General features: G+C 66.3%; 24 protein-coding genes. 5 read left to right on the top strand and 19 right to left on the bottom strand.

Going from position 1 to position 23,044, the window contains the following annotated elements; genetic code table 11:
- The 9 genes from A5760_RS03685 to mrf form a co-directional block, all read right to left on the bottom strand.
- Positions 1-680, bottom strand: a 680-nt coding sequence (locus A5760_RS03685; protein ID WP_082279321.1) for a metal ABC transporter solute-binding protein, Zn/Mn family, incomplete at its 3' end; no start/stop codon positions are given.
- A 140-nt stretch (positions 681-820) separates the two neighbouring features.
- Complete coding sequence (locus A5760_RS03680) at positions 821-1,138, bottom strand: DUF732 domain-containing protein (RefSeq protein ID WP_064877764.1); 318 nt, start codon at positions 1,136-1,138, stop codon at positions 821-823.
- A gap of 18 nt (positions 1,139-1,156) precedes the next feature.
- Positions 1,157-2,368 (bottom strand): PPE family protein, encoded by a 1,212-nt coding sequence (locus tag A5760_RS03675; protein ID WP_064877762.1) that lies wholly within the window; start codon positions 2,366-2,368, stop codon positions 1,157-1,159.
- A gap of 21 nt (positions 2,369-2,389) precedes the next feature.
- Positions 2,390-3,571 carry a PPE family protein gene (locus A5760_RS03670; RefSeq protein WP_064877760.1) on the bottom strand — a complete coding sequence of 394 codons (1,182 nt, stop codon included), beginning with the start codon at positions 3,569-3,571 and terminating at the stop codon, positions 2,390-2,392.
- 614 nt (positions 3,572-4,185) lie between these two features.
- Positions 4,186-5,229 carry a WD40 repeat domain-containing protein gene (locus A5760_RS03665; RefSeq protein ID WP_155764187.1) on the bottom strand — a complete coding sequence of 348 codons (1,044 nt, stop codon included), beginning with the start codon at positions 5,227-5,229 and terminating at the stop codon, positions 4,186-4,188.
- A 2-nt stretch (positions 5,230-5,231) separates the two neighbouring features.
- Entirely contained in the window at positions 5,232-6,257 is a 1,026-nt protein-coding gene (locus A5760_RS03660) for a CobW family GTP-binding protein (RefSeq protein ID WP_064877756.1), read from the bottom strand.
- Positions 6,244-6,552: a hypothetical protein gene (locus A5760_RS03655; RefSeq protein WP_155764186.1), complete on the bottom strand. Its 309-nt coding sequence runs from the start codon at positions 6,550-6,552 to the stop codon at positions 6,244-6,246. The genes A5760_RS03660 and A5760_RS03655 overlap by 14 nt, the downstream gene beginning before the upstream one ends.
- A 222-nt stretch (positions 6,553-6,774) precedes the next feature.
- Entirely contained in the window at positions 6,775-7,065 is a 291-nt protein-coding gene (locus tag A5760_RS03650; protein WP_064877754.1) for a type B 50S ribosomal protein L31, read from the bottom strand.
- Positions 7,062-8,258 carry a ribosome hibernation factor-recruiting GTPase MRF gene (gene mrf, locus A5760_RS03645; protein ID WP_064877789.1) on the bottom strand — a complete coding sequence of 399 codons (1,197 nt, stop codon included), beginning with the start codon at positions 8,256-8,258 and terminating at the stop codon, positions 7,062-7,064. The genes A5760_RS03650 and mrf overlap by 4 nt, the downstream gene beginning before the upstream one ends.
- Before the next feature lie 106 nt (positions 8,259-8,364).
- Here mrf and rpmB point away from each other — a divergent pair, with 106 nt between their 5' ends.
- The 4 genes from rpmB to rpsR are packed head-to-tail and all read left to right on the top strand — an operon-like array spanning position 8,365 to position 9,339.
- Positions 8,365-8,601: a 50S ribosomal protein L28 gene (gene rpmB / locus A5760_RS03640; RefSeq protein WP_064877752.1), complete on the top strand. Its 237-nt coding sequence runs from the start codon at positions 8,365-8,367 to the stop codon at positions 8,599-8,601.
- A complete protein-coding gene (gene rpmG / locus A5760_RS03635) occupies positions 8,601-8,765 on the top strand; it encodes a 50S ribosomal protein L33 (RefSeq protein WP_064877750.1) in 165 nt (54 codons plus the stop codon). The genes rpmB and rpmG overlap by 1 nt, the downstream gene beginning before the upstream one ends.
- A gap of 2 nt (positions 8,766-8,767) precedes the next feature.
- Positions 8,768-9,073: a 30S ribosomal protein S14 gene (gene rpsN / locus A5760_RS03630; RefSeq protein ID WP_064877748.1), complete on the top strand. Its 306-nt coding sequence runs from the start codon at positions 8,768-8,770 to the stop codon at positions 9,071-9,073.
- Positions 9,073-9,339 carry a 30S ribosomal protein S18 gene (rpsR, locus tag A5760_RS03625; protein WP_064877746.1) on the top strand — a complete coding sequence of 89 codons (267 nt, stop codon included), beginning with the start codon at positions 9,073-9,075 and terminating at the stop codon, positions 9,337-9,339. Before rpsN ends, rpsR begins: the two co-directional genes overlap by 1 nt.
- A gap of 67 nt (positions 9,340-9,406) precedes the next feature.
- Here rpsR and A5760_RS26535 read toward each other — a convergent pair whose 3' ends face one another.
- The 6 genes from A5760_RS26535 to A5760_RS03595 form a co-directional block, all read right to left on the bottom strand.
- Positions 9,407-9,661, bottom strand: a complete 255-nt coding sequence (locus A5760_RS26535; protein WP_155764185.1) for a hypothetical protein — start codon at positions 9,659-9,661, stop codon at positions 9,407-9,409.
- A gap of 74 nt (positions 9,662-9,735) precedes the next feature.
- Positions 9,736-10,473 (bottom strand): TIGR03943 family putative permease subunit, encoded by a 738-nt coding sequence (locus tag A5760_RS03615; RefSeq protein WP_064877742.1) that lies wholly within the window; start codon positions 10,471-10,473, stop codon positions 9,736-9,738.
- Positions 10,474-11,466, bottom strand: coding sequence for a permease (locus tag A5760_RS03610; protein ID WP_064877740.1), 993 nt, complete (start codon positions 11,464-11,466; stop codon positions 10,474-10,476).
- Between the two features lie 59 nt (positions 11,467-11,525).
- Positions 11,526-13,169, bottom strand: coding sequence for a PPE family protein (locus A5760_RS03605; RefSeq protein ID WP_064877739.1), 1,644 nt, complete (start codon positions 13,167-13,169; stop codon positions 11,526-11,528).
- Positions 13,170-13,450: 281 nt separating this feature from the next.
- Positions 13,451-15,013 (bottom strand): PPE family protein, encoded by a 1,563-nt coding sequence (locus A5760_RS03600; RefSeq protein WP_064877738.1) that lies wholly within the window; start codon positions 15,011-15,013, stop codon positions 13,451-13,453.
- A 91-nt stretch (positions 15,014-15,104) separates the two neighbouring features.
- On the bottom strand, positions 15,105-16,013 hold the full coding sequence (locus A5760_RS03595) for an oxygenase MpaB family protein (RefSeq protein ID WP_064877737.1): 909 nt from the start codon (positions 16,011-16,013) through the stop codon (positions 15,105-15,107).
- A gap of 104 nt (positions 16,014-16,117) precedes the next feature.
- On the opposite strand from A5760_RS03595, the gene A5760_RS03590 reads away from it, so the two are divergent.
- Entirely contained in the window at positions 16,118-16,780 is a 663-nt protein-coding gene (locus A5760_RS03590) for a TetR/AcrR family transcriptional regulator (protein ID WP_064877735.1), read from the top strand.
- Positions 16,781-16,795: 15 nt separating this feature from the next.
- Here the strand turns inward: A5760_RS03590 and A5760_RS03585 are convergent, their stop codons facing one another.
- The 4 genes from A5760_RS03585 to A5760_RS03570 form a co-directional block, all read right to left on the bottom strand.
- Positions 16,796-18,148 (bottom strand): hypothetical protein, encoded by a 1,353-nt coding sequence (locus tag A5760_RS03585; protein ID WP_064877733.1) that lies wholly within the window; start codon positions 18,146-18,148, stop codon positions 16,796-16,798.
- 2 nt (positions 18,149-18,150) lie between these two features.
- The gene (locus A5760_RS03580; RefSeq protein ID WP_064877732.1) at positions 18,151-19,626 is read right to left on the bottom strand and encodes a condensation domain-containing protein; all 1,476 of its coding nucleotides are present in this window, start codon (positions 19,624-19,626) and stop codon (positions 18,151-18,153) included.
- Between the two features lie 384 nt (positions 19,627-20,010).
- Positions 20,011-21,360: a hypothetical protein gene (locus A5760_RS03575; RefSeq protein ID WP_064877730.1), complete on the bottom strand. Its 1,350-nt coding sequence runs from the start codon at positions 21,358-21,360 to the stop codon at positions 20,011-20,013.
- Between the two features lie 2 nt (positions 21,361-21,362).
- Entirely contained in the window at positions 21,363-22,838 is a 1,476-nt protein-coding gene (locus A5760_RS03570; RefSeq protein ID WP_064877728.1) for a condensation domain-containing protein, read from the bottom strand.
- Positions 22,839-23,044 lie beyond the last annotated feature (206 nt).

Below are 23,044 nucleotides of genomic sequence, written 5' to 3'. Positions count from 1 at the left end.
AGATGTGTATAAGAGACAGGCCCTAAGGCGTCCGAAAGCGGGGAGAAGATCGATTCGCTGGCACCGACTGGCGTTCCGGCGTACTTGGCTTTGATATTGGCGATCGAGCTGTGGTAACTGGACAGGCTCTGGTTGAGGAACTGCTGGTTCTGCTGATCGAAATATCCCGAATCAGTTGGGTCCGCCTTCTTGTAGGCCGCAGTGATCGCGTTCGCCACCTTGGTGACCGAATCAGGCGAATACCACTGGTGCGGGTTGCCGCCGTCGGCGACACCGTCGGTGTCGCCGACGTTGACCACGGTGCGCTGCGGATTCGGGTTGGACGCAACCATCTTGTCGGCCCAGGCGTCGTAGCCGATGCCGTTTTCGACCACGATCTTCGCGTTGGCAACGGTGCGCGCATCACCCGTCGATGGCTCATAGCTGTGCGGGTCGGTGTCGGGGTTGGTAATGATGCTGGTCTGTTGCACACGGTCACCGCCGAGCTGCGCGGCGATGCTGCCCCAGGCGTTGATTGTGGAGACCACCGCAAGTTTGGGAGCGGTGCCCGAGCCGCTCGTGCCATTAGGTCCGGATTGCGGTGCGTTGTTGCCACCACACGCAACGGTGCCGAGCAGTACCGCGGCTGAGCTCATCGCTGCCCATACCGCCGACTTGCGCCGACCAGGTTGACCCGTCATCGGACCCCCTTCCGAGGCTTATTGAAAATGATTTTCATTAGCAGTTGTTGCGGATCGTAACATGCGAGAGCGGGTTCGCACCCCACAGTCCGAGACCGCAACACCGAAACGCGGCCGGGTCCGTCTCTTGGCGCTCGTGGCTAACTGCCTCCGCTGTCCGGCGCCAATCGGTCGGGGCAATACACGCTGGCGGCCGCTTGGGTGAACTTGGCGGCACTGGCCATGGTGAATCCTGGGTTGAGATCGCGGACATCTCTGACGATGTCCAGCTGTGACGTCCCCGAGTTAGCCAAGTCGCACACCTTTTGGCCCGCTGCGATCGCCCGATCCGGGCTCTTGTAGCTAATGCCCGCCTTCGTGAGCGCGGCAAGGAAGGCATCGTCGTCGGAGTCGGCGCGTGCCGGTATCGCCACACCGAGTAAGACGGTGACGCTTGCCAGAAACAGTAGGACTTTCATGTCGCGCGCTCGCTGTGGTCAACCGGCGGCGGGTGGGCGCCCGATGACGCGGGGGCGGAACCCGTAGATCGGGTCAGAGAACTCGTCCTCATGCGGACCTGGAATGCCTGCCAGGGGTACCCCGGGCATGCCGACTGCGCCGGCCTCTTCCATCACCATCGGGGTGGCGGCGCCAAAACTGTGATAGGCCCCAGCGCCAACCTGAGTGGTCGCCGCCACCGTGCTCACCGTTGCTCCGGTGCCGGCCCAGGTCGGCGGGACCGACAAGGCCCCCACCAAACTCGCCTGGCCCACCGCGGCCGTGGTGGCCGCGCCGGGCACGCTCACTGCCGACGCCATCGACGCGCCACTACCCAGGCCGCCGGCCAGATCCTCCAGCCCCGACGTAGTATCGCCCACTGCGTTCAGGGAGTCGATCGTCTTCGCCGAATCGAAGAATGTTGTCGGGTTCAGAATTCCGTTGGTGGTGAACCCGTTAGACAGGTTTGAGAGGGTGGCGTTGTTGAGGAAGGCCCCGAGCAGATTCTCGTTTGAATTGCTCAGAATGTTCTCGATGCCGGCAAGTCCGGTGGTGGACGTATTCGAGTTGGGCGCAAGACCAAGCCAGTCAAGCAGGCTGGTCCCCGAAGTGGCGGCCGGGGCGGCCGCCGCGTCGTTGGTGGCGTTGAGGACAGCGTGGTTCTGCAGGGCCGTCCCGTCGGTAGTGGTGTCGGATTGCGGTTGGCTGAACGACGCCATTTGGGTCGCGGCGCGCGAGGCGGTGGTGTAGCTGGTCATCGCGGAGGCGTCTTGAGCCCACATCTCGCCGTATTGGGCCTCGGTGGCCGCGATAGCCCCGGTGTTTTGCCCGAAGATATTGCTGGCCACCAAGTTTGCCAGCAGGGTGCGGTTGGCCGCGACGAGCGGCGGTGGCACGGTCGCGGCAAACGCGGCCTCGTACGCGGCTGCGGCCGCGGTAGCCGAAGCGCCGGCCTGCTCGGCCTGGGCGGCGGTGGTGTTCAGCCACTCGAGATACGGCGCGACCGCGGCCGCCATGTTCGCCGAGGCCGGACCAAGCCAGCCCTCGCTGACGAGCGAATTGATGACCGCATCATAACTCATTGCGGTGGAGTGCATTTCAGCACCGATGGAGTTCCATGCGGCCGCGGCGGCCAGCAATGATCCCGATCCAGCGCCCGCGTACATTCTGGCCGAGTTGACTTCCGGCGGTAACGCCCCAAAATTCAGCATGCCCTCTTCTCCTGAAGTCTCTTATCCGGCGGCGGGCGGGCGCGGCATGACGACGGGGCGAAATCCGTAGCGTGGGATGGCGCGGCGTAGCCTGCGGCCGGTACCGCCCAGCGGTCCCGCAACGGCCCCCGGCCCACCCGCCGCCGGCGCCCCGGATGTCCCGATGTCACTAAGACCACTGACCGGCGCCGCAGTTTGACCCGGGGTGATCGCGGCTGCGTTGCTCCAGCTTGGTGGCACCGACATCGACCCCACCAGATGCGCGTTGCCTACCCCCGCAGATGCCGAAGTCAGGCCGGCTGACCCCACCGTGTTGGATGCCAGGGCGGCAGTCCCGGGGCCTTCCGCGCCGGCGGCGAAGTCGTCAAGACCGGACAGTGTCGTGGGGGGTGTCGGCCTGTCATTCACTACCGATGCCAAGATGGTTTGCGGGTTGAACGGGCCGCCGGCAATCGAACCGTTGACGACCGTGCCGGAGAAGAAGTTACTTCCCAGGAAGCTGCCCAGCGCCGTGTTGTTCGACCCGTCCAGCAGGCCCGTCAAGTAGTCAGTGCCCGATCCCGACGTAGGGGCGGCAGCCGCAGCGTTGGTCGTCGATAACAACGAGTTCACTGTCCCAGCCGGCGCCTGGCTTGCTTGGATGACGGCCTCGTTTTGTTGGGCCAGCGCGTCGGGCGTCGTGTTCGACACAGGCGATTGGAACGGCGTCATTTGTGCCGCGGTGCTCGAGGCGGTGGCATATCCGTTCATCGCTGCGGCATCCTGAGCCCACATTTCGGCGTATTCGGCCTCGGTGGCCGCGATCGCCGGGGTGTTCTGACCGAAAACGTTGGTGGCCACCAACGTTGCCAGCCGGGTGCGGTTGGCCGCGATGACCGGCGGGGGCACCGTCATAGCGAACGCCGACTCAAACGCGGTCGCGGCCGCGCTGGCTTGTGCGCCGGTCTGCTCGGCCTGGGTGGTCGTGGTGTTCAGCCAGGCCAGGTAACGCGTGGCGGCGGCTACCATAGATGTCGACGACGGACCATACCAGTCTGCGCTGGTCAGCTCCGTCACGGCAGAATCGTAAGCGGTTGCCGCGTAACGCATTTCAGCGGCCAGCATGTTCCATGCAGCGGCGGCGGCCAGCATCGGGCCCGATCCGGGGCCGGAATACATTCTGGCCGAGTTGATTTCCGGCGGTAGCGCCGCAAAGTACAGCATGTGTCCCCCTCGGCACTCAACGGGCCACGGCAGCGTTGACGGCCTGGGAGGCCGCAATCGAACCCGTATCGCTCCGTGAAGTAGCGACAAATTTCTGATGCATTGCCGCAGCTTGGGCGCTCACCCCCTGAAGGGTCTGGCCGTGCCGCCCGCATTGGGCCGCCTGTCCCGTTTGCGCGGGTGTGGGGTGGAACGCTGCACCTGCGGCGAGTTCATTCCACGCTGACAACACTGCCCGTGAACCGGCGAGGGCGGCGAGGCCCGCGCTGCGCACAAGGCTTTCGTCGTGTGCCGCACCACGTGAGCGTCGAAACGGTGCTCGACGAGCAGCATCCCGGACCGCACCCGCCATCGAATCGGTGTTCTGCTGGTCCGCGACCAGGACGATGGATGTCCGCATCGATCCCCTTATTGACAATGATTTTCATTAAGGCTCGCACATTACCCTCCTCCCATGCGGCTTGTCGATAATGATTTTCAATAAGTGGGTAGTTCGGAGACCCGGCTGGCCGGCCAGGCGTGTGCCGGACCCTCGCCGGTAGCCACGCAGGCAAGTGGGGTAGCGCTCGACGCTCGGGAGGTCGCGAACAAATGAGCAGCTAGCGTCGAGCGGGCTACGGCCGGCACGGATCGGACAAAAAGCACCGGGTCACGCCGGAGCGATGGCCGGAGAAGATTCGGCCACGGGTGGCAGCTATCGCACCGACTGGATCACCGGTAGCGGTCCTCCAGAACGGACGGATACGGCCGCCTGGACGACTGCTTGGCCCCAATCGCCATAGTGCGACTTCGCCGGCGGCATCACCCGAAACGAGGATCGGGGCGAAGGCACCGGTTGGTACCCATGCCAGCGCGGTGACGTCGTCGCGGTGCGCCTCGGCAATCAGCCCGTCTCGGCCGGTAGGGCCGGAACCGGAGAAATCCCAGCAGACGATGGCATCGCCGGCGTCGCAGCACATCCAGCGACCCGACGATTCGAAAGCAAGCCGCGAGACCGTGCGCGGAAAACCGCTCATCTGAAAGTCGCTGCCATCACGCACATTCCAGCCATGCAGCGTTGCATCCTGGCTTCCGCCGACCACCCAGCGTCCATTGGGTGGGATCGCGATCCCGGCGATCGCGCCCGGCGCGGCGAGGCGCTGGACCATGCGATCGGTGCCCGGTTCGAAAATCTTCACGCCCTGGTAAGCGGCCGCGGCCAGGCGGCGTCCGTCGGCGCGCATCCAGGCGAGCCCGGCAACGGTGCTCTGCAGCGGCGGGGACGTCCAGCGCAGCCGCCCTTGGCCTGTATATACCCGTGCCAGCCGACCATCGTTCGCCGCGAGGTCGCCGGTCCTGGGCGCCCAGGCCAGGCAGCTGCACCAGCGGTGGGGATGATCGGCCACCACTGAACCGTCGGCGAGGTCAAACACGACGAGTCGCTGGTTTCCGCCGACGGCGAGCCGTGTGCCATCCGGACTAGCGGCCATAGCCAATGCGAAGTCGTCGAACCTCAGACGCAACTGGGCACGGCCCTCGGCATCGGCGACAACGATGGTGCCCTCTGAACCGCCGATGATCACCCTGTCGCCCGCGACACTGACGCACAACACTGGCTGGTCGATGGCGAGGTGCCAGAGCGCCCCTTGAATGGCCGTATCAGGTGTCCTGGAAGCCATCGTCAGCGAGCCGCCGTGACTGGCGTTTCGGCGAGGCACGCGCGAAAACCCGCCTCGAGTTCGGCGCGGTCGAGATTGCGGCCGATGAAGATCATCCGGTTTCGCCGGGACTCACCTGACCGCCAGGGGGCGCCGAGGTCGCCATCGTGCAACATGTGCACTCCTTGGAACACGTAGCGCTTATCGGTGCCGGCCAGGTTGAGCACGCCCTTGCTGCGGAACAAGTCGGGGCCGCGTTCTGTGAGCAGTTTTCCGAGCCACTCGTTGAGCTTCTCGACGTTCACGGTGCCCTCGACGTCGATGCCGACGCTGCTCACCGATGCGTCGTGTTGATGCTCGGCATCGGGGTCAAGGAAGCCCGGATCCGTCGAAAGTATCTGTTCGAGGTCGAACGCGCGCACGTCCAACACGTCGCCCAGGTCGACGCCACAGCGCACGGCGGGTAGTACCGTCGCCGCGGCGTTGATCCCGCGGATACGGCGGGTGACGTCCGCTATCTGCGCGGAGTCGACCAGGTCTTGCTTGTTGAGCACGATTCGGTCGGCGAATGCGATTTGTTCGACGGATTCGTTTTCGACTCCGTCGGGTTTGACCTCGTCGAGATGCCCGAGGATGTGTTTGGCGTCGACCACGGTGATGATCGCATCCAGGCGCAGCTGGGCACGCAGTGCGTCGTCCATGAAGAAGGTCTGGGCGACGGGGGCGGGGTCGGCCAGCCCGGTGGTTTCGATGATGATCGCGTCGAAGCGATCCTTGCGACGCATCAGGGCGCCGAGGATCCGGATGAGATCGCCGCGCACGGTGCAGCAGATGCAGCCGTTGTTCATCTCGAACACCTCCTCCTCGGCGTCGAGCACCAGCGCGTCGTCTACCCCTACTTCGCCGAACTCGTTCTCGATCACCGCAATGCGTCTACCGTGCTGTTCGCTCAGGATGCGGTTGAGCAGGGTGGTCTTGCCGGAGCCGAGGAATCCGGTCAGCACGGTGACGGGAACGCGGTAGTCAGCCCGTTCGTCAAGAGTTGTCATGGGGGTCTCCATCGGGGTTGTCGGTCAGCAGGCGGGTCACCATCTCGTCGCTGATGGCGGTCAACGGGTGGTGCAACGTCCAGCGTTGCGGGGGAGCCCCCAGGACGGCGATGACGGTCTCGACCGGCGGGCAGCCGGGTTCGCGGCAGGTCAATTGCTGCACCGTGACGGCGAAGCCGTCGGGCGATTTCAGGATGGTGCGCACGAGTTGCGCGATGTGGGCGGCCCGCGATCCCCGCTCGGCCCCAGCGAATGCATGGGCACCGGAGAGGATTCCGTCCAGGGGACCGGGCATGACCCACAGTCAACTGCTATTGAAAATGATTTTCAAATAGCTTTCGCCGCATATGTCAGCGGGGGCGTCGCGCATCGCCTTCAGGCCGCTGGGTCCTCAGAATGGCCCTACGCAGCCACTGCAGCGGCGGCATGACCGCCGACAGTTGCAACATCGCTGGCGGCCGGCTGGTGTCCGGTGGGTTCCCAGCGGAGCGTTCTTCGGCCGACGATTCGTTGTTGATTAGGGGGCTTCAGCGTCGGACTTGCCCGGGGCTGGTTGCCGGCTGCCGTAGCGGCGGCGGAACTTCTCCACCTGTCCGGCGGTGTCGACGATGCGGCGGCTGCCGGTCCAGAACGGGTGTGAATCCGAGGTGACTTCCACGACGACCACTGGGTAGGTCGAGACCCCCTGTGGCGTCTGCCATTCGACGGTGCGCGCACTGGTGAGCGTGGAGCGGGTCAAAAACATCGCGCCGGTGTTGGCGTCCTGGAAGACGACAGGGTGGTAATCGGGATGGATGTCGGGCTTCATGAACGATCTGGATCCTGCCTGTATCGGGCTGCGTTGTCAGTGGCTTCGGCAAGGTCTTCACACGGTTCTTCGTGCCAGTCGCCGAACGGGTCGTGGTAGTGGGTCCACTCGTGCGGCGACAGAAATTCCTCGTCGGTGAGCAGGGCACCCTGCAGGGCATCGAGAATGTCGGCCGACTTTGCCCCGCACACCAGGATGACCATCGCCGTGTGCCGGTCGCCGTAGAGGTCGTCCCAGCCCAGCTCGGCGAACGCGCGTCGCTCCGCGTCGATGCCGTGAAGCTCCGGACCCTTCAGGGCGGCCAGCCACTTGCCTGCCGAACTGACCCGCAGGCCGCCACCGGCGGATTCCAGCCACATCGCCTGTTCGGGTTGGCTCGCCAGCCAGAGCCGCCCCCGGGTTCTGATCACGCCATCGAGTAGCAGATCCAGGCACGCATGCAGGCGCTGCGGATGGAAGGGGCGTCGGGCGTCGAACTCCATCAGGTTGATCGGCCCGCGGGAGTCCAGCGGAGGTTGCCCGGCCAGCAGCGGACCATGCGGGTCGTCGCTGCGACCGCAGCGCGCGTCGCGGTAGAGATTGTTCAGCGCATCCTCGATGCCCTCGGCGCCTACCCGGACGCGGGCGCGCGGGCACAACCGGCGCAACACGGCAGCCACGAACGGATCGGCGCGATTGAGCACGACCACATCGGCGAATTCGGCTTGACCGATCACCACTTGGGCCTCGGTGCGCCCATCGTCGAGTTCGTCCTCACCCAGAGCTTCGTTCAGCCACGTCTTTGAATCGACCGCGGTCACCACGGCGGCGATCGACACATCCAGTGCTGCGGGCCCGTCGACATATCCTGGCGCCACACGCACCCGAACGTGGTTGATGGCGAAGCAAATCGGTTCGGGTTCCAGCCAGGGCGCCAAGTGCACCACGATCCGGTCGACATCGTCGCGGCGATGCAACTGACGCAACAGGATTAACAGATCGTTACGGATGGTGCACGACACGCAGCCGTGCGCGAGCTCGAGTCCGCTCTCGGTGCTCGTCAGGACGCCATCGGACAGCGTGACCGTCGTTCGGCGTACCACGTGGCCGTCGAAACGGTGCTCGACGACCAGCGTTCCCGGGGTCCGCAGCAACGTACCCACAACCGCGTCGGTGTCCTGCTGGCCGGCGACCAGGATGACGGGTGTCCGCATCATCCTCCTTGTTGGTAATCATTTTCATCTGGGCGACTCTTACGGTACCGTGCCTGGCAGGACTTGTCGAAAATGATTTTCAATAAGCTAGAGAGGTAGGTGCACGGTGTCCGCCCATTGCCAGGTCACCGGCCGGCGACCGAGTTTCGGTAACACGGTGTCGCATTCCCATCGCCGAACTTCTCGGCGCTGGTCACCCAACATCCAGCTCAAGACGTACTACCTGCCCTCGGAGGGCCGCCGGATTCGGCTGCGGGTCAGCGCCAAAGGCATCAAGGTCATCGATCGCGACGGCATCGAGGCCGTGGTGGCCCGGTTGCGCCGCGAAGGTCAGCGAATCTGATGGCGCGCAACGAGATTCGCCCCATCGTCAAACTGCGCTCCACGGCGGGCACCGGATACACCTACATCACCCGCAAGAACCGGCGCAACGACCCCGACCGGCTGGTGCTACGCAAGTACGACCCGGTGATCCGCCGCCACGTCGAATTCCGAGAGGAGCGCTGAGGATGGCCAAGAAATCCAAAGTCGTCAAGAACGACCGTCGCCGGGCGATCGTGGCGCGCTACGCGGAGCGCCGCGCCGAACTCAAACACATCATCCGCTCCCCAGCGAGCACCGCTGGGCAAAGGGCCGCGGCGCAAACGGAATTGGCCCGCCAGCCCCGCGACGCCAGCGCGGTGCGACTGCGCAATCGTGACGCAGTCGACGGGCGTCCACGCGGCTATCTGCGCAAGTTTGGAGTGTCCAGGGTGCGGGTGCGCGAGTTAGCTCATAACGGGCAGCTGCCCGGAGTGCGGAAAGCGAGCTGGTAATGGCCAAGAAACCTGCGCGCACGCGCCGGGCGCCCTTGCTGAAAAGCCGTGCGCCCAAAAAGAATTTGCTCGCCGGCCTCGGGCTGGACGCGGTCGACTACAAGGACACCGCGACGCTGCGCGTGTTCATCTCCGAACGCGGCAAGATCCGTTCCCGCCTGGTCACCGGTCTGTCCGTCCAACAACAACGACAGGTCGCGACGGCGATCAAGAACGCACGCGAAATGGCGCTGCTGCCCTACCCCGGAGGGAACACGGCACGGTGACGTCTCCGCATCGCGGTACCGACCGCCCGTTCACCGTCATCGTCTGTGCCACCTGCACCGCCAATCATCACATGTCGGTCATCGACGAACTACGTCCCACCATCCGGCGCTGCCCGCACTCCATGCTGGTCGAGGCTGCCTGCATGCTCGGACCACTCACCTGCGCCTCCCGTCCCACCGGATGCGGCGTGATGGCCGTGGTGCAACCCTGCACGAATGACCGAGCGGCGTGCGGGCCGCCCCATTGGGTGGGCCCCATCGCCGACAGCGATGAGGCAGCGGCGCTGAGCGATTGGCTGGAGCTGGGAGAGTGGGAAAACATGCCAGTACCCAGACCGCTTGGCCGCCATCAGTTTTGGGCGCGTAACGCCGGTCGGAGCAATTGACTCAGGGCCGTCAGTGCGGATACGCGTAGGGGTTGGGCGGAGCGTCGATCCGCGTGACGACGGTCGCTTGTAGCGTCGGAATCGCGTCCGAGTTCGGTTGCCGCGGAGCGGATGTGACTTGACCCTCTACCCGAAGCCAGGTGTTGTCCGGTAGCCCGGCGGCGCCGCCGGCGGCCGGGCCACGAAGATGGATGCGGGCCAACTGCGCATCGGCGGCACAGCAGATGATGACGACGCGACCAAGATCCACACCCTGTGCCTCGTTGAGCACAAATCCGGTCATCGTGATCGATCGATTCGTCAATGATCCGGTGATGTCGTGCGCCTCGCGCATCAGCACCTCCGGTAGCGAGACTTCCGGAGCGCGGCCCGGCGGCAGCGGCGGAAACGACCTATTCAGAACATCATTGGATACCGACGTCACCGACGGGGCGGCGGCAGAGGGCCGAAGCGCCGGGGGTGACACGAACATCAAGACCAGGATGGGAACCACGAGCAACCAGACGATGCCGGTCCGATGGGAGTGCTCGTGGCGGTGATCTTCGGTCAGATCACCCGCGCGGGGGCCGCCCCGGCGAATATCGCCGATGATCGCCAAGAGCGCCAAACCGATCAGCAACACCGCCGATGCCGCCAGCCACGGCAATAGTCCCGGCTTGACGTAGCGGGTGAACACGCCTGACACGGTGATCATGACGATGCTGATGCCCACCAACAGCAGCACGGTGTTCTCGGTCTCGCGGCTCATTTATCCACGGCCAAGGACGAATAGCCCGACAGCACAAGCGCTCACCGTTGCCACCAGGAACGTGCAGGGCGCAAAACGCGCCGCGAAAGACCGGCCGAACATTCCCGCCTGCATGGCGAACAGCTTCACGTCGACGGCCGGGCCGACGACCAGGAAAACCAGCCGGGGCAACAGCGGCACCATCGTCATGCTGGCCGCCACGAACGCGTCGGCCTCCGAACACAATGCCAGGACCACCGCCAAGACAGCCATCAGCGCGACCCCGAGGATCAGGTCGGTCGCCAAATGTGCGAACACCCACTGCGGCACCACCACATGAAGCAATGCCGCGGCAGCGGCACCCACGACCAAATACGATGCGGCTTGCAGGAAGTCGTGACGGGCCGCCTCGGTGAAGACCTCCCAGCGTGATTCGCTCTGTGTTCCCGCAGGGGGTAACCGGCGGGTGACCCATTCCGGGCGGCCCCACCGCGACCATGCCCACCCCATGACGACCGCGGTGAGCAGCGAGGCGCCCAGCCGGGCGAAAACCATTCGGGGCGCACCGGGAAACGCCACCGCGGTGGCAACCAGGACGACCGGGTTGATCGCCGGTGCGGCCAGCATGAATGTCAACGCCGCGGCTCCGGTGGCACCTCCGTCGCCGAACAATCGCCTCGCCAGCGGAACCGACCCGCATTCACAGCCCGGCAGCGCCGCCCCGCCGATGCCGGCCGCTACCACGGCCACCGCGGGGCGCCGCGGCAGCCAGCGCGCCAAGCGCTCCGGCGACACAAACACGGCGATCAGGCCACTGACGAGCACCCCGAGCACCAGGAACGGAACCGCCTGCACGAAAACCCCGCAGAACACCGTGCCCACCGTCGACAATGCCGCACTGTCGAGCACCGCAGTCCGCAATATCGTGGTCGACAAGGCGCAGGCCAACAGGATGCCCACCAGCACTTCCATTGATCCGAACCGCCACCTGCGGTCGGACTTCAGCGTCGCCACCGTCTCAGTATGTCAGCGCGCCCGCAGACCGACGCTCCGGACAAGCCGGTGCCGCCGGCTTATTCCGGGGTGCTGTCCCGGCTTTCGCCGTCCTGCGCCCCTTCGTCCGCGCGGTCGGCATCCCAGGTGCCCGGCATCATCGGCATCCTGGGACCGCCGCCGAACTCGTCACCGGCCAGCGTGGCCAGTCCGCTCGCGGTAGGGGCCACCGCGCTGCGCGCCGTGCCGGCGAAGCCCAGAGGGCCGGCTCCGGAAGCCGACGCCAACGCCTCGGCGCTGGGTGGCGCACCCCAATCGGGGTCGACCTCGACGTTCATGTCCATGAACTCATCGCCATACCCGCGCTGCCGCTGCCGCTGCCGCTGCCGCCGACGCGCCCCCGCTGCTTCCCGCGCGGATGCGGCGGCCGCCGCGGCGGCGGCATCGGGCTCGGGCGCCTTCCTTCTCGCGCTGGAGCTGGCGCTGGTACTCATCCTCGAGCTGAGCCCAAGGCCGGGCCCTATCAGGTAGGGAGGGGCGAAGCCCGGTGGGACGGGGGCCGCCGGCGGCGCCCCCGCCGGGGCGGAACTGACGACGGTGCTGGCCGTGGGAGTGGGTGCCGGTGCGGGCGCCGAGGCGGGTGCCGCCGCCGACGCGGCGATTGGGGTTGTTGCGGGCGTCGGTGCCACAGCGGGCGGCGCAGGCGCAGCCGGTGCCGGGGGTGCCGGAACGACCGCGGGTTGAGGGATTGCGGCCAGCCCGGCCAGCCCCGCCAAGCCGCCGACGGCGCCCAGCGGGGCGACCGCCAAAAGGGCCGGAACTAGCAGCAACTGCGGCGCGCTGGATAACCAGCTGGCAATCTGGGCTAGATGAGTCGGCCAGTCCGACGTCTGGAGGGCGACCATATACGCAGCAGCCAACGCGGGATTCTGCTGCAGGTACACGCCGTACTGTTCGAAATCCTCGAGAAGTTCCAGCGCTCGCACAACCCAATACATCAGTTGGCCCGGGTTTGTATAGGCGTCGTAGGGCAGTCCATTGACTGTCCCCTGGCCGGGATTCCAATTGATGCCGAAGAGCCGCAGGATCTGCGAGATGAAGTCGTTCAGCGGGTTGTCGACCGTGGGGTCCGGGAAGTCGTTCGTGAGGTCCGTCCCAGAGTTGTCGTTAGAGGACGGGTCGGTGGCTTTCACGATCGGCGGTGGCGGGTCGGCCGGCGGCGTGGCCGCCACCGCCGCGGTGGAGACCGCTTGATAGGTGGTCATCGTGGTCGCGGCCTGGGTCCACATCCGCGCGTAGTCCGCCTCATTGACCGCGATCGGGATGGTGTTGACCCCGAAGAAATTGGTCGCCAGCAGCGTCCCGTGAATCGCATGGTTGGCGGCCAGCTCCGGCAATGTCGGCATCGCCGCCAACGCCGCGGTGTAGGCCGCGGCGGCAACCTCATGTTGAGCGGCCACCGCCGCGCTGTCGGCGCTGGACTTCGTCAGCCACGCCAAGTACGGGACATGTGCGGCCACATACGACTCCGAACTCGGCCCTTCCCATGCTCCGGCCTGCACCTGCGCCAACAGTGCGCTGAGCTGCTCGGCCGCTGAAGCGTATTCGGTGCTCAACTCCGACCATGTACTGGCGGCGGAAAGCAACGACGCGGGGCCCGGACCGCTGCTGAGCAGCGCGGAATGCAACTCCGGCGGCGAGGCCATCCATATTGGCGCCGTCATAGGTACTCCTTGGGCTGGAAGGCTTACCAGGCAGGAGGAAGCTTACTGATAATGATTATCCTTATCAAATGATTCTCAAATGAACGCCGCCTTGACGCGGATGTTCGCGGGGTCACGCCAACGGCCGGCCCATTGCGGATCGGGGCGGCCCAAGTTCCACGGCTGGCCGCCACGATGCGCGGCCTCGGCGGCCTGGAATTGCGAAATGGACTGAAAAGCATTGCTTTTCAGTCCATTTACAAGGAGGGCTAAAGGTCGCCCGGTACGCTGTCGGGCGTCCGTTAATTCTCCTCGTCGGCGCGGTCCGGGTCCCAGGTGCCCGGCGTCATCGGCATCGTGGGACCGCCGCCGAACTCGTCGCCGGTCAGCGTGGCCAATCCGGTCGCCGCGGCAGCCGCTTCGCTGCGCTCCGTGCCGGCGAACCCCAAAGTGCCGGCGCCGGAACCCGACGCCAGCGGCCCGTCCCAGTCCGGATCGACTTCGACGTTCATGTCCAAGAACTCATCGCCGTGCCCACGCTGGGCTGCACGACGGCGCCGGCGCGCCCCCACCGCACCCCGCGCGGCGGCGGCCGCCCCCGCCGCGGCGCTGTCGGGTTCGGGGGCTTTCTTTTTCGCACCGGAGCTGGCGCTCGTGCTCATCCCGGAGCCGGTTCCAATGCCTGGGGGGCCGACGACATAGGGAGGGAAGAACCCCGACCCGGCCGCGGCCGGTGCCGGCGGTGCGGGCGCCGCACTGGCCACCGTCGTCGCCGTGGGGGCGGGCGCCGGAGCCGGGACCGAGGCCGGAGCTGCGGCCGCCGCGACGGGGGCCGGGGCCATGGCAACGACCGGCAACGGACTGGGCGCCGGGGCCGGCACCGGCGCCGGCGCCGGGACGACCACGGGCTGGGGAATGCCGGCCAGGCCCGCCAACCCGGCGAAGCCGGCGACGGCGCCGAAGGGGGCGGCCACGAGGAGGAGTGCGGGGGCCAACAACTCCGGCTGGCTCATGAAAATCTCGAGGATGTGCGTCGGCCAGTCGAACAGGATGAGTTGGACCAGGTACTGAAAGGCCAACGCGGGATTGTGCACCAGGTAGTAGCCGAACTGCTCGAAATCCTCCAGCAGCTCCAGGGCGCGCACCACCCAGAAGATGGGTTGCCCGGCGTTCGTGTAGGCGTCGTAATCCAGCCCGTTCACCGTTCCATTGGCGGGGTCCCAGTTAATCCCCAAGTTCCTCAGGATGTTCGCGATGAAGTCATTGAACGGATTGTCGATCTTGGGGTCATGGTCCACGCCGCCCGAATCGTCGCTTGACGCATCGGATTTCACGATGGGCGGCGCCGGATCGGATGGCGGTGTCGACGCGACCGCGGCGGTGGACACCGCTTGGTAAGTGGACATCGTGGTGGCCGCCTGAGTCCACATCCGCGCGTAGTCGGCCTCATTGACCGCGATGGGAACCGTGTTGACTCCGAAGAAATTGGTCGCCATCAGGGCTCCGTGCACGACGTGGTTGGTGGCCAGTTCCGGCAGTGTCGGCATGGCGGTCAAGGCTGCCGTGTACGCCGCGGCGGCCACCTCGTGTTGACTGGCGGCCGTGGCGCTGTCGGCGCTCGATTTCGTCAACCAGGCCAGGTACGGCGCGTGCGCGGCCGCGTACGACTCGCTGGTGGGGCCCTGCCACGCCCCAGTCTGGGCTGCCGCCAGCAACGTGCTCAATTCTTCTGCGGCAGAAGAATATTCGGCACTCAGTTGCGACCAGGCACCAGCCGCGGCCAACAACGGCCCGGGTCCGGGGCCGCTGCTGAGCAGCGCGGAATGTAGTTCGGGCGGCGAGGCCATCCAAATTGGCGCCGACATAGGCACTCCTCAGGCTGGAAGGGTTACCAGACTGAGGAGCTTAATAAATATGATTATCGTTTTCAAACGAGGCGGCTTTCCGCCTCGCGCGCTACACCAGTGGACGGCCCTTCTTGATCCTGCGGTCCAGGTCGTGCAGCAAGACGTTGAACGGGAACCGCCGGATGAACCGCGGGAGATACCGGTTCACCGTGGCCAACACGGCGATCAGCCGGTCGAAGCGGCGCTGCTTGGTCGCGTCCCAGGGCAGCCGCATCTCGTCGCGGAACCGCTGCGGCAGGAAGCCCGTGGTGATCAGCAGCGCGAAGTTGTCGGAGAGGCGCTGCAGCGGGCGCGGCAGTGTCACGCCCCGAATCCGGTTGGCGGCAATGGGAAACAGGTACTCGCGCACGGCGTCGTCGATGTGCACCTTGGCGAGCTGCTCTTCCCAGTAACGGTCGAACGCCGCACGGTCGGCGGGCCACATCTTCGGGGGCACCTGCAGGGTGGTGGCCAGCGTCATGCCCTCGCGATAGTGACGGTCGGCGTCCTCACCGTCGAGCTCACCGATGAACATGCGGTAGATGTCGAGGCCGCCCTTGTACAGGCAGGCCCCGACCCACAGCTGCAGCGCGGGATCGAACGCGTTGTAGGACACCGGGCTTTCCGGGGTCGAATAGACCTGTGCGTGGGCGCGGTTGACCGCGCGGCGGAAGGCGTCCTTCTGGGCGTCGCTGCCGTTGGTCGCGACGGCCAGGTAGGTGAAGGTGGTGCGGGCGCGCTTGATCGGGTGCAGGTCGACCCGGCCGCTTTCGACGCGGCTCTCCATCACGCCGTATCCGACGCCGGGATGGGCCAGTTGCATGATCACGTTCGCCGGGCCCGCCAGCAATGCGACGCCCATCAAACCCTCGTCGATCCCCAGCGCCCGCCGCCGCCGGCGCCGCTGCGGGCGGGGCGGGTCGGTGGCTCGGCGCTCGACGTGCCCAATGGGCTGGTGCACCGGCTCGTGAATTGCCATCGTCAGGTCCTCCCGCGGCGCTTGTCCTGCAAATGTGCGAACGCTCGTTTCCTGATATTGTCGTGGCCGGGCGTTAGTGTCAAGAGCCGGGCGTTAGTGTCAAGATGGTTGCCATGAGCAAGGGGTCCAGCGCGCGCCCGTACCGCGGGGTCGAGGCGGCCGAGCGCCTGGCCACCCGCCGTAACCGGTTGCTCGCGGTGGGCCTGGACCTGCTCGGGGCGGAGCAGCAGAACATCTCGGCGGTCACCGTCCGCGGGGTGTGCCGCGGCGCCGGCCTGGCCGCCCGGTACTTCTACGAGAGCTTCGCCGATAAGGACGAGTTCGTCGCGTGCGTATTCGACTGGGTGATCGCCGAGCTGGCCGCCACCACCCAGGCGGCGGTGGCCGCGGTGCCGGCCCGCGAGCAGACCCGCGCCGGCATGGCCAACATCGTGCGGACCATCACCGAAAACCCCCGCGTGGGGCGCCTGCTGTTCAGCACCCAGCTGGCCGATCCGGTGATCGTGCGCAAACGCGCCGAGTCCAATGCGCTGTTCGCCATGCTGTCCGGTCAGCACGTCGGCCACGCGTTGCAGGTCCCGGCGAACGAACGCATCAAGGCCGCCGCGCATTTCGTGGTCGGCGGCGTCGTGCAGACCATCAGCGCCTGGCTGGCCGGTGACGTCCAACTCGAACCGGCCCAGCTTGTCGATCAGCTGGCGGCGCTGCTCGACGAGCTCGCCGAGCCAAACCTGTACCGCCTCACCGAAACACGCGCGGACGCCTAGCGTCCCACCACGAGCTCACACCCGGCTGACCGTGCGCCAGTCCGTCATGGCGGTGAGCGAGAAGTCGCTCAACGTATTGGAAATATGTTGTCTCAGGCCCTCATCCGAGTTGTCTCCGCCCGGCTCGTAGCCGAGAACCGAGACGAAGACTTGCCCGTGCGCCCGTCCCGACAACAACGCCAGCACCCCGTTGGTGCGCTGCATCGTCGCGCTGGTCACCCCCGGGTACAGCGACTTCATCGCGAAGTAGTCGGCGTCCGTGCCGTCCGGCCGGTTGGTGGCCGGGTCGAGTGCACCGAGGTTGGACGACACGACGGCGGTTGCGCTACCGGTGGCCACGCTGATCAGCCGCCGGAAGATCCGCTTGGGTATCAACGGAACCAGCGGCAGCAACGCCCACCGCTCGTCGGGCACATCCTGATGTCGAACCAGCGCTTGCTTGATTGCCGCGCGGATCTCGCGCAGGTCCATCGCGTGCGCGGACTCGATAGTGATGTCGACATTCGTGACAGCGTTCGCCCGAGTGTCGCCCGGGGTGCGCTCGTTGACCGGCATCCCCACGTTGATCGAACCGTCGGCGGCGACCCGGCCCACTCGCTGTGCGAGGCGGGCCGCCATGCCCGCGAGTAGCGCGTTGCTGCTTCCCCCGAGCGCGTGGGCGCGCGCGTCCCACTCGTCGGCGTCGATGAAGAGCGTCGCGGCGGGAAGCGTGATGCTTCGGTCCGGGCCGGCCAACGGCGCGAGCCGCTGTGCGGGCGGCACGGCGACGGCGCCGCCACCCGGGCGGCCGGCCCGGGCCAGGCGCGCGGCCGCGGCGACCGCCCGACCGATATCGGGTGTGTCACGGACGGTTTGGCGTGCATCCTCGCGCAGCGCCCGCCACCGCCGCCGTGACGACGCGGCGGGCCAGCCCTGCGCCGCGTCCCGTCCGGATGCCGCATCCGCCACCGCCTCGCAGAGTCCGACGCCGTCACTGAGGCAATGGGTGATGACCAGGCTGACCGCCGCCCCCCCGTCGGTGAACGGGAGCACCGCGAGGCGCCATCCGGGTCCTTGCTCGGCGTCCGGCCGCTTACCGGCCTGCTCGCTGCACCAGTCGTCGAATTCCTCACGCGGACGGGGCGTCGCGACGATCTCGAGGCCGGGCTGCTCGCCGGGCGACACCCAGCGGTGCCGGCCGAACGGCAAGGGCGACCGCTCGATCCGGCGGGCCAACCTCCCCCTGCCCAAGTGGTCATGAAACCTTTTCAGGCCGTCGATGTCGACGGGTCTCTCGTACACCCAGATGCATTGCACCAGGCTGGTGGTGCCCGTCGCCCGCTCCCCCAGAAAGAGGGTCTGGTCGGCCAGATCCAGTACGTTGGTCATGCCTAGGCCGCCTCGGTGTCGTCTTCTTCGGCAAAGTCTTGCTGCTCACCCGAATCCTCCCGGGATGCAGCAACACCCGGGTGCGCCGACGCGGTTTTGGCGACTTTCGCGCACACTTCGGTCAAGGTGGCGATGTAGCGATGCACCGACTCACGCGCTATCTCGTTGTCCGGGAATGATATTGTCACCGTGGTCTTTTCGGCGTGCCGGTTGATCCACATGTTGATGCCGCCGGCTGACAGGTTGTCACCGTAGGTACCGAAATTCGTCTCGGTCCACATTCCGGCGAGGGGAATCTTGCGAAAGTCCAGGAAGGACAGCATCATTGGCAGCTGCGTCGGCAGCTTGATGCCCAGCTCATCCGGTGTCGCGAGCTCCAAGAGCCGCTCGAACGGGACATCGGCGAGGCCCTTCGCGGCGTCGAAGGACTTCTGGGCCGCACGGGCCGCCTCGGCGAACGAGACACCACCGGTCGGCACGGTGACCGGGATCAGGCTGGCAAACCAGCCGACGGTCATCGTGTCGACGCCCGGCATCCGGGTGTCCTTGGCCGTGAACCCGTGATAGGTCTCGTTGCCGGTCAATTCGTGGTCGGTCAGGGCCGTGCACGCCAGGACTCCCCCGATGAACCGGGCGCCGGCCGCGACGCACGCGGCGTCGAAGGCCTCCGTCTCCGCGGCGTCCAGCAGATCCATCGTTACCAAGTCGCCCTTGCTGCTCGCCCAGGTATCCCCCAGCGGCAGTGGGAAATTCGGCCAGTTGCCGTCGGTGTCGCGGCCGAATGCGATCCAGTCCTTGATCTCGGGCGACGACAGATCCAGGGTCGCAGCCATTTCGCGCTGCCGCGCGGCGTAGTCGCAATAGCTCCTGACCTCGGGTAGCTCGGGCTGATGCTGATGTTCGCCCTGCGACAGTTCCTGATACGTCAGGTGGATGTCGACGAAGATCAGCCCGGCTGACAAGCCGTCGATGTGTAGGTGGTCGACACTGGCATAGAAGGTGAAATAGTCGGCGTGCTCGACGACACCGAATGTGAAGCAACCCCATTCGAGCGTTTCCGGGGTGGTCGTCAGTACGTGGGTGCGCACCTGGTCGCGGCTCATCTGCCCGAACGGCACCGGAACCATATCGATGACGGCGGGGTCGTCGATCGTGCGCCGCACGATTTGGCCGTCCTCGAATTCGAACCAATTGTGGTAGGTGTCCTGGCGCCGGACGTGTGCATTGATGGTTGCTGTCATCGCCGGAATGTCACACACGCCCGGGATGTCCCACGCCACGACCATCAGGCGGGGTAGCTGCCTGCTCATCGCGTTGCCGATGTTGGCGGCCCAAAGATGTTGATTCTGTTGGTAACTCGGAGCCAGCTCAGAGCGGCGCGCGGTGCGGGCCGCGTCATGCGACGCGGGTGCGGGCGTCCACATCGTGAGCGGACCATTCGGTGGTTGCCATTCGGTGATGTTGCCGAGTGCGACCATTTGCTTGAGTCGTCCCTCCCATAGTGCCGACATTTGTTGCGCAGCAAGGAAAAGCGAACAAGTCATCCGGCGTTGGCCGATGACCCTCCGCGCAGCATGAATCCCACTTGTGGGAATTGTCACGACGTTTCTCGGCATGCGGACTGAAGTTGCCGCGTCGCTATGCGCCCCCTGTGTCGCGGGAGTTGACGCTAGTCGAATAGGCCACAAACGTGCCCCAGATGTGAGAAGGGTCACATTGCGAAAAGGCGTCCGCGCCGGACAGCTCGCCGCGGAATCCCCCCTTCTACCTGCGCAATTGGGCCTGCGACCGCTCGCTCGCCCAACCAAGACTTAATGACGACATCGAAAATACGTGCGGGCGCCTAGTGCCCCACCCCGGATTCACACTCGGGTGAACGCGCGCCAGCCGGTGGTGGCGGTCAGTGAGAAATCACCCAGCACGCCCGAGATGGCCTGCCGCAAATCCTCGTTCGAGTTTCGGCGACCCAACTGATAGCCGAGGACCGACACGAAGACCTGGCCGTGCACCCGTCCCGACAACAACGCCAGCGCTCCGTTGGTGCGGTGCATCATCGCGCTGGTCACGCCCGGATACACCGACTTCATCGCGAAATAGTCGGCGTCGCTGCCGTCCGGCCGATTCACCGCCGGGTCGATGACACCGAGGTTGGACGACACGACGGTGGTGGCGCCGCCGGTGACCACGCTGATCAGTCGCCGGAAGAGCCGCTTGGGGATCAGCGGAACCAGCGGCAGCAACGCCCAGCGCTCGTCGGGCTCGTCCTGATGGCGGATCAGCGCGTTCTTGATCACGGCCCGGATCTCGCGCAGGTCCGTGCCGATCGCCGAGGCCCTGAGCGTGACGTCGACGTTCGTGACGGCGTTGGCGCGAGTGTCGCCGGGGGTGCGCTCGTTGAGCGGCATCCCCACGTTGACCGAGCCGTCCGCCGCGACCCGTCCCACCCGCTGCGCGAGGCGGGCCGCCAGTCCCGCGAGCAGCGCGTTGCCGGTCCCGCCGAGCGCGCCGGCGCGGCGGTCCCACTCGTCGGCGTCGACGAAGAACGTCGTCATCGGCAGGGTGATGCGGTCGTCCCCCGCGCCGGGCTGCGCCGGCCGCTTCTCGGCCGACGCGGATTGCACGGCGTCGCGGCCCTGCCGGAGCATTCGCACCGCCGCGCCGACGGCGCGACCGACATCGCCCGTGTCGTGCGCGGTTTGGCGGGCGTCCTCATGCACCGCCCGCCACCGTCGGCGTGCCGCCGCGGCCGGCCAGCGGATCGCGTCGTCACGCCCGCACGCCGCGTCAGCCAACGCCTCGCACAGCCCGACGCCGTCGGTGAGGCAATGCGTGGTCACCAGGCTGACGGCCGCGCCGCCGTCGGTGAGCGGGAGCACCGCCAGGTGCCAGCCAGGCCCGTGCTCGGCGTCCGGCCGGTTGGCGCCCTGCTCGGCCAGCCACGCGTCGATCTCGTCGGGTCGCCGCGGCGTGCCGACAACCTCGAGGGTGCACCGATCCTTCGGCGCCACCCAGCGATGGCGGCCGAACGGCAAGGGAGACCGTTCGATCCGGCGCGACAGTCGCCCCGTGCCCAGATGGTGATGGAATTCGCGCAGCCCGCCGATGTCGATTGCGTGGTCGTACACCCACACACATTGCAGCAGGCTGGTGGCCCCCGTCGCCCGCTCACCGAGAAAGAGGGTCTGGTCGGCCAGGTCCAGCACGTTGCTCATTCTTATGCCGCTTCGGTGTCGTCGGCGTCCGGCGCGAGCGGGTAGGGTTCTTCCGAATTCACCTGGGGCGCAACCACGACCGGCTGGTCCGCGGTGGGCTTGGCGACACGCACGAACGCCTGGGTCAGCGTCGCGATGTAGCGCAGCACCGACTCGCGTGCGATTGCGTTGTCCGGGAAGGACATCGTCACGGTGGTGTTCTCGGCCTGGCGGTTGATCCACATGTTGATTCCGCCGTGGGAAAGGCTGTCGCCGTAGGTGCCGAACTTCGTTTCAGCCCACAACCCGTTGAGGGGAATCTTGCGGAAGTCGAGGAAGGACAGCATCATCGGCAGCTGCGTCGGCAGCTTGATGCCCAGTTCGTCGGGTGTAGCCAGTTCCAGGACCCGCTCGACCGGAACTTCGGCGAGGCGCTGGGCGTCGTCGAACGACTTCTGCGCGGCCCTGGCCGCCTGGGCGAACGTCTCGCCGGTGGTCGGCACGGTGATCGGGATCAGGCTGGCAAACCACCCCACGGTCATCGTGTCGACACCTGCGGCCCGGGTGTCCTTGGCCGTGAACCCGTGATAGGTGTCCTTGCCGGTGAATTCGTGCTCGGCGAAACCGGCGCATGCCAGGACTCCCCCGATGAACCGGGCGCCGGCCGCGACGCACGCGGCGTCGAAGGCCTCCGTCTCCGCGGCGTCCATCAGTTCGACGGTCAGCAGATCGCCCTTGGTGCTCGCCCAGATATCGCCCAGCGGCAGTGGGAAACTCGGCCAGTCGCCGTCGGTGTCACGCGCGAATGCGATCCAGTCCTTGATCTCGGGCGACGACAGGTCCAGCGTCGCGGCCTTCTCACGCTGCCGAGCAACGTAGGCGCGATAACTCCGCACGTCTGGCAGTGCGGCGGCCAGGTGCCCACTCTGCGCCAGTTCCTGATACATCAGGTGGACGTCGAGGAAGATGAGGGCGGCGGACAGACCGTCGATGTGCAGGTGGTCGATACTGGCATAGAACGTGAAATAGTCGGCGTGCTGGACGATTCCGTAGGTGAAGCAGCCCCATTCCAGGGTCTCCGGGGTTGTGGTCAGGACGTGGGTGCGCACCTGGCCCGGGGTCATCTCGCCGAGCGCCACCGGGACGAAGTCGATGTCTTGAGGATTCTCGATTTCGCGGCGCACGAAGATTCGGTTGTCGAATTCGAACCAATAGTGATACGTGTCCTGGCGGCGCACATGGGCATTGATCGTCGCGGTCATCGCCTCGATGTCGCAGGTGCCGGGAATGTTCCACGCCACGATCATCAGCCGGGGCAGCTGCCGGTTCAGGTTCTTGCCGTGGTAGGAGGCCCAGAGGTGTTGGTTCTGTTGATAACTCGGAGCTAGATCACTTCGTCGCGCGGCGCGTGCCGCTTCAAGCGCCGCGGGCGCTGCCATCCACATGGTAACCGGGCCGTGTGGCGGTTCCCATTCGTTGATGTTTCCGAGTGCGACCATTCGTCGAGTCCTTGTGCTGTGAGATACCGACATCTGTTGTGCGGTCTGGGGGGTGTGAAAGTGCAATTAGCGCTTAGCTATTGACGCATCTCGGGTTGGATTCACGCTTGAAGTTTCGCGACGTACTTTTCGGTATGTGACTGAACTACCGCGTCGCTTACACCCCCTATGTCGCTGCCGTGGACGCTAGCTGAGGGAGGCGATGA

The organism is Mycobacterium colombiense (genome assembly GCF_001665835.1).
Lineage (GTDB): Bacteria > Actinomycetota > Actinomycetes > Mycobacteriales > Mycobacteriaceae > Mycobacterium > Mycobacterium colombiense_A.
Note: the sequence above shows the minus strand (reverse complement) of the source record. Positions and strands in the feature narration are given on the sequence as shown.